The 6648-nt window shown below is 73.2% G+C and carries 3 protein-coding genes and 1 pseudogene; 3 read left to right on the forward strand and 1 reads right to left on the reverse strand.

Annotated features, from left to right (window positions below; genetic code table 11):
- Positions 1–291, reverse strand: a 291-nt coding sequence (locus tag AOK16_RS17910) for an extracellular solute-binding protein (protein ID WP_157859244.1), incomplete at its 3' end; no start/stop codon positions are given.
- A 231-nt stretch (positions 292–522) separates the two neighbouring features.
- Between AOK16_RS17910 and AOK16_RS17915 the strand changes: the two genes are divergently transcribed.
- The 3 genes and pseudogenes from AOK16_RS17915 to AOK16_RS29315 all read left to right on the forward strand — a co-directional run.
- Positions 523–5133, forward strand: a complete 4611-nt coding sequence (locus AOK16_RS17915) for a glycoside hydrolase family 38 N-terminal domain-containing protein (RefSeq protein WP_055473248.1) — start codon at positions 523–525, stop codon at positions 5131–5133.
- A 76-nt stretch (positions 5134–5209) separates the two neighbouring features.
- Positions 5210–6147, forward strand: a 938-nt coding sequence (locus tag AOK16_RS17920) for a LacI family DNA-binding transcriptional regulator (protein ID WP_055473249.1), incomplete at its 3' end; no start/stop codon positions are given.
- Between the two features lie 2 nt (positions 6148–6149).
- Positions 6150–6265: pseudogene (locus AOK16_RS29315) on the forward strand (hypothetical protein); the annotation flags it as partial.
- Positions 6266–6648 lie beyond the last annotated feature (383 nt).

The raw sequence follows: 6648 nt of genomic DNA on the forward strand, positions 1-6648 counted from the left end.
GGTGCCGCCGGCGGCACCGGCGCTGATCTTCTCGGCGTAGGCCTCGGCGGGCTGGTCGATCCACTTGACCTTGGTGCCCGGATGCTCCTTCTCGAACTCCTTGATCAGGCCGTTGAAGTAGTCCTTGAAGTTGGCCTGCAGGTTCCAGGTCTGGAACGTGATGTTGCCTTCGACCTTGCCCTCCGCGCTCGTCGAGTCGTCGCCTCCGCCGGAGCCGCAGGCTGTCAGAAACAGTGCGGAAGCGAGTGTGACCGCGATGGCGGCGGTTGCTCTGCGGGGGACGGCTCGCATGCTGGCGGCTCCTTTGCCTCGGACCAGTGGCAGATCTGGAACGACAACCTGCACTGCGGCCGGAGGAAAGTCAATGGAATGTTTGCCACATCTTTTTATGGGCCATGAAATCGCAGGTCAGAGCGTTTTCCACAGGGGGTTGCAATCCATGACTAATGCGCTTTAGAGTTCGATCACTGAAGCGCATTAGTGACCGGAGCGCACCAGGCCCGCGGGGGAAGCAGGACGATCATGGAATCCGGCGTTGTCATCACGGGCTGCGAGTCCCTCGACCGGTTCACGGGACCGGCGGGCAATCCGCTCCAGGTCGTGCGCGTGGCCGTCGGGCGCACGCGTCCGGCCGGCCCGCTTACCGTCTCCGTCGAGGGTCCGGGCGTGCGGACGCCGCACCCGCGCCGCACGCTCGCGGACTCCGCCGAGGCGTACGCGGGCGTGGACGCCCAGGCCGAACTCGCCTCCGCCGCCGAGGGAGCCGCCGAGGGACGCACCGCGCTGGAGAGCATCGTCGAGGTGTCCGTGCACACCGGAGGCGCGCGGCCCGGCACTTCGCTGCCCGTGGCCGCCCGCGTCACCTCCGCGGACGGCACCGTGCTGGCCGAGTGTGCCTTCCACGTGGAGGTCGCCGAGCCGGGCTGGACCGTGCACCTGGTGCCGCACTTCCACTACGACCCCATGTGGTGGAACACCCAGGCCGCTTACACCGCGCAGTGGGACGCGCCGCTGCGCCCCGGAGAGGCCCAGCGGGGGTGGGAGTACACGGGCGTGCCCGCCTTCACGCTCGTGCCGATGCACCTCCAGCACGCGCGCGACGACCCGGACTACCGCTTCGTGCTGTCCGAGCTCGACTACCTCAAGCCCTTCTGGGACACCCACCCCGAGCACCGCGAGGAGCTGCGCCGCCTCATCGACGAGGGCCGGCTGGAGATCGTCGGCGGTACGTACAACGAGCCGTCCACCAACCTGACCTGCGCCGAGTCGACCGTGCGCAGCGCCGTGCACGGTCTGGGCTTCCACCGGCGGGTGGTGGGCGGGAACCCCCGTACGGCCTGGCAGTTGGATGTCTTCGGGCACGACCCCGCCTTCCCCGCACTGATGGCCGGGGCAGGCCTGGACTCCGCCGTCCTGGCCCGTGGGCCGCACCACCAGTGGGGCCCGATGATGGACACCTGGGGTGAGGCGCTGCGCCCGCCCACGGCGATGCAACTGCCCGCCGAGCACGAATGGATCGGCCCCTCGGGCGACGGTCTGCTGCTGCACTACCTGCCCGCGCACTACTCCGCCGGCTGGTTCTCCCAGGGCGCGGAGTCCGCGGAGGCAGCCACCGCGGAACTGCTCGCACTGTACGGGCAGTTGAAGCGCGGGGCGGCCACCCGCAACGTCCTGATCCCCATGGGCACGGACTTCTCCTGGCCCCACCAGTGGGGCCTGGAGGTGCAGCACGCCTGGAACCGCCGCTACACCTGGCCGCGGCTGACTCACTCCACGCCAGCGGACTACTTTGCGGCGGTCCGGGCCGAGTTCGCGGCCCGGGGGCAGCGGCCGCTGCCGTCCACCCGCGACCTCAACCCGGTCTACACGGGCAAGGACGTCACGTACGCCGATGTGAAGCAGGCCCACCGGGCCGCGGAGAACCTGCTCCTGGAGGCGGAGGGGTTCGCCGCGCTGGCCTCGGCCCTGGGCGCCGGGGACTATCCCGAGGCGGCGCTGGACAAGGCGTGGCGGCACGTGTTGCACGCAGCGCACCACGACGCCGTGACCGGGACCTTCTCCGACCAGGTCTACCTGGACCTGCTGCCGGGCTGGCGCGAGGCGCACGACCTCGCCGCCCAGGTGCGGGACCGCTCCACGCGCGCGTTGGCCGGCCGGGCGGACACGCGCGTACCCGCCTCTCCGGAGGAGACTCCGGTACGGGCCGTGGCGCTCACCGTCTTCAACTCCCTGTCCTGGGAGCGGACCGACCTGCTGCGCACCTCCGCCGACGTCACGGCGCTCGGGCTCCAGGACCCCGCGCGGGTGGCGCTGCGCGACGAGACCGGGGCCGTGCGCCCGGTGCACCTGGACTCGGTGGAGCGTGGAGCGGACGGCACCGTGGTCCGCGTGGACCTCACCGCCGTCGTGCGGGACGTACCCTCGCTGGGCCACCGTACGTGGTGGCTGGTGGACGGCGGGCGCTCGATGTCCGGTGGCTGGACCGAGGTGCCGTACAAGGTTCCGGCCATCGCCGACGACCGCTTCCGGCTGGAGGCGGATCCGGCCCGCGGCGGCGGGCTGAGCCGCGTCACCGACCTCCACTCCGGCCGGGAGCTCATCACCCCAGGCGCGGTGGACGAACTGGTCCTCCAGGACGAGTACGCCGCGCACCCGTTCTTCGAGGAGGGCCCCTGGCACCTCCTCCCCAAGGGGCCGGGCACCGGCTCGGGCGAGCGGCCCGCCGAGCGCGTCACCGTGGAGCACGGCCCGCTCGGCCGCCGTATCACGGCGACCGGCCGTACGGGAACGGTCCGCTGGACCCGTACGAGCACCCTGTGGGAGGGCCTGGAGCGGGTCGAACTCAGCACGCGGGTGGCGGAGTTCACCGGTAGCGACCAATTGCTGCGCCTGCGGCTCCCGGTGGACGTGCCGGGCGCGCTGCCGGTGGCCGAAACGGCGGCGGCGGTCATCGGGCGTGGCTTCGCCTTCCCGGAGGTGGACGCCGGGGCGGACCACACGCACGCGCCGTGGACCCTGGACAGCCCGTGCCTGAACTGGTTCGCGCTGTCCGCCACCGCGCGGATCGCGGTGCACGGCCCCAATGGCGACCTGCTGGCCCACCGGGCCGTCGGAGCAGGCGAGATCGTGCTGCCGGACGCCGGTCTGCCCGGCTATGGGATCCCTGCCACCGAAGGGGCTCGCGACGGGCTGCGCGAGCTCGTGGTGGCCCTCGTGCGGCGCGGTGTCACGACCGTTCCCACCCGCCCCGACGGGACCCGCTGGGGCGATCTGGCGACCGACAGCGGCCTGCCCGACTTCCGGCTCGCCGTCGGCGGACCGGAAGCCAACGCCTTCACCGCGCGCCTGCTCGGGGACGCGGGCCCCGCGTACGCCGAGGCCGTGCGGCTGGCCCAGGAGCGGGCCGAGCGGGACGGGACGCCCCAGCTCGTCTGGGTGCCCGCGTCGCGCCCGCTGCGCGAGGCGTGGCAGCCGGGGGCCGACCTGACCGGGGCGCGTGATCTGCCGGTGGCAGTGCTGGCCGTGCCGGGACAGCTGGCCGACGCCCATCTCGGCGCCTTGGCCGACTACTTGGCCTCGGCCGAGGCGGGACCGGTGCTGCACACGCTGCTGCCGGTGCCCGGCGACGGGCCGGGCGAGGCGGAGGACGCCGAGGACCGGACCGTCGGCCTGCTGGTGCGCGGCACACCCGGGTTCGCCGTCGACACCCAGGGGCGGCTGCACAACTCCCTGATGCGGTCCTGCACCGGGCGTCCGGCAGGCGAGTGGATGGACCCGCCGCGCCGCACCGCGCCCGACGGCTCGTCCTTCCAGCTCCAGCACTGGTCCCATGTCTTCGAGCACGCGCTCGTGGCCGGGAGCGGCGACTGGCGGGATGCCGGGCTGGTGCGCCGGGGCCGGGAGTTCAACACCCCGCTGTCGGCCGTCGACGGCCCGCCTGCGCCCGGCGACCTGCCCTCGCGGCTCGCGCTGCTGGAGGTGGCGGACGAGGCCGGCCCCGCTGCTCGTACGACCGTGCTCGTGGAGGCGGTCAAGCCGACCGGCAACCCCTCTGCGGAGTTCGCGTCCGGCGGGGCGCCACGGGCGGTGAGGTCCCTGAGCGTCCGGCTGCGCGAGACGGACGGGCGCACCGGATCCGTACGGCTGTGGACCCCGCTCGCGCTGGCCGGGGCAGCCCGGGCCGATCTGCTGGAACAGCCCGGAGAGCCACTGGAGTTGGCCCCCGGGGGCGAGGTCGCTGTCACCGCGGACGGGGCCGCCTACGCGACGGTCGTCCTGGGGCTGCGGGAGGTTCCCGAGGCCGCCGGGGAGCTTCTGGGGCAGGGCGAGGAAGAGGCCCAGCCATTGTTCAGCCGCTACTGGCTGCACAACGTCGGAGCCGCCCCCATGGGCGGCCTGCCCGTCACCGTCGTCGCGAGCCCGGGCCTCCTCCACGCGCGCGTGGGCGGGGCCGGGAACGCGGACGCGCTGCGCGTGGCCGTCACGGTCGCGTCGGGCTCCGGGGAGGACGGCGCCAAGGCGCACGGCAGGCTGGACGTGCGGGTCCCCGAGGGCTGGGGCTGCGACCGGAAGTCGGCCGACTTCCAACTCACGCCCGGCGGCCACCAGCGGTACGAGATGGCACTCACGCCCGCCGCGGACGCCGAACCGGGCGACTACCTGGTGCACTTCACGGCGACGCCCGACCTGGGCGCGCCGGTCCACGACGCCGTCACCGTCGTCGTACCGGAGCGCCGGCCCGCTGCGGCTCCCGAGCCGCCACCACGGGTCACCGTGGACCTCTCCCCCAGCGAGGTCGCGGTCGCGCCGGGCGCCACCGCCGAGGTGCGGGTGCGCATCGGCAACGAGCTGCGCAGCGCGTGCAGCGGCGAGATCTTCGTCGCCTCGCCATGGGGCAGTTGGGACATACTGTCGCCTCGTGGCGCCTCCTTCACGGCGGGTGCCGGGGAGAGCGCGGAGCTGCGGGTGGAGGTGGCACCACCACCGACCGCGCCGCCGGGCAGGACCTGGTTCCTGGTCAAGGCGGTATGCCACGGACGGGTCTCCTACAGCCCGGCGGTCTCCGTGACCGTCACAGGGGATGACGTGACATCAGGCGAATGGGAAGGGGGCGAGCGCGGTGGCCGAGGGTGACAGACCCGCCGAGAACGGGATCGGGACCGGCCAGGGGAACGGGACAGCGAGACGCGCCCCCGCCCGCCGCCCCACCATGAAGGACATCGCCCGGCGGGCGGGCGTCTCCGAGAGCGCCGTCTCCTTCGCCATGAACGACCGGCCGGGCGTCTCGGCCGCGACCCGCGCGCGCGTGCGGCGGGTCGCCGAACAACTCGGCTGGCAGCCCAGTACGGCGGCGCGCGCACTGTCCGGGGAGGGCTCGGCGACGGTCGGCCTGGTGCTGGCCCGACCCGCGAGCACACTGGGTCTGGAGTCCTTCTTCCTCCAGCTCGTCTCGGGCATCCAGGAGGTGCTGTCCTCCCACCAACTCGGCCTGCTCTTCCAGGTGGTGGAGGACGTGGAGGCCGAGTGCGCGACGTACCGGCGGTGGTGGGCGGCCAACCGGGTCGACGGGCTGATCGTCGTCGACCCCCGGCTGGACGACCCGCGACCCGCGCTGCTCGACTCGCTCGGCATGCCCGCGGTGGTTGTCGGCGGCATGGAGGTCGGCCACAGCCCGGCTGCCGCCATCCATCCCGGCATCTCCAACCTCTGGGCGGACGACGCGGGCGCGATGGCCTCGATCGTCGGATACCTCGCCGAGTTGGGGCACCGCCGCATCGTGCACATCGCGGGGATGGGCGGGCTCGCCCACACCGAGCGGCGCATGCTCTCACTGCGCGTGGAGGCGGCGCGCCGGGGCCTGTCCCAGGTGTTCTCGGTGACCACCGACTACTCGGATGCCGAGGGCGCCGAGGCCACCCGCCGTGTGCTCGCCGCGGCCGTCCCGCCGACCGCGCTGGTCTATGACAACGACGTGATGGCGGTGGCGGGTGCGGCCGTCGCGGCGGAGCGCGGGCTGTCGGTGCCGCGCGACCTGTCGCTGGTCGCCTGGGACGACTCGGTGCTCTGCCGCGCCACGCACCCGCGGCTCACGGCGCTGGAGCGGGACACCGCCGCGTTCGGGCGGCGGGCCGCGCAGGAGCTGGTCTGNNGCGCGGCAGGTGCAGGAGCCGGTGCCGCAGCTGGTGCCGCGGGAGAGCACGGCCCCGCCCGCCGCTCCCTGAGCCTTCCGAAAATTACTCTGCGCTACGGGAACTCCACAGCGTGACCACCCGTTCAATCGGCGTGACTCGCTGAACGCCCGTCCCCCGCCGTCGAATTCGCTGACAAGGAGAAGGAGAACGCAGTGGCACGAACCCCGCAGAACCTCTCACGACGTCGTCCGATCGCCGGGGCGGCCGAGGCACCAGAGCCTCCGCAGGCAGCCCTGCAAAGCCGACTCGCTCGCCGCCTCCGCCGACCAGGCCAAGCCGCGGATCGAGTGGGGCCCTACGCCATGCGGGCGCACAGGATCTGACGGTCTTGGCCGCGGCGGACAGGATGATCCCTGACAGAGCCGGACCATCCGGCCTCCGGACCTCCGGTCAGCCGCATACGGACCGCCCCGCCCCTGGGAGACCAGATGCGCCCACACCCCTGTCTCTTATACAC

It is taken from the genome of Streptomyces pathocidini (genome assembly GCF_001418495.1).
Taxonomy (GTDB): Bacteria; Actinomycetota; Actinomycetes; order Streptomycetales; family Streptomycetaceae; genus Streptomyces; species Streptomyces pathocidini.

Bases quoted from the DNA above. Each gene is read 5' to 3' on its own strand.
- AOK16_RS17915 (WP_055473248.1), top strand. From the start codon at position 523: ATGGAATCCGGCGTTGTCATCACGGGCTGCGAGTCCCTCGACCGGTTC.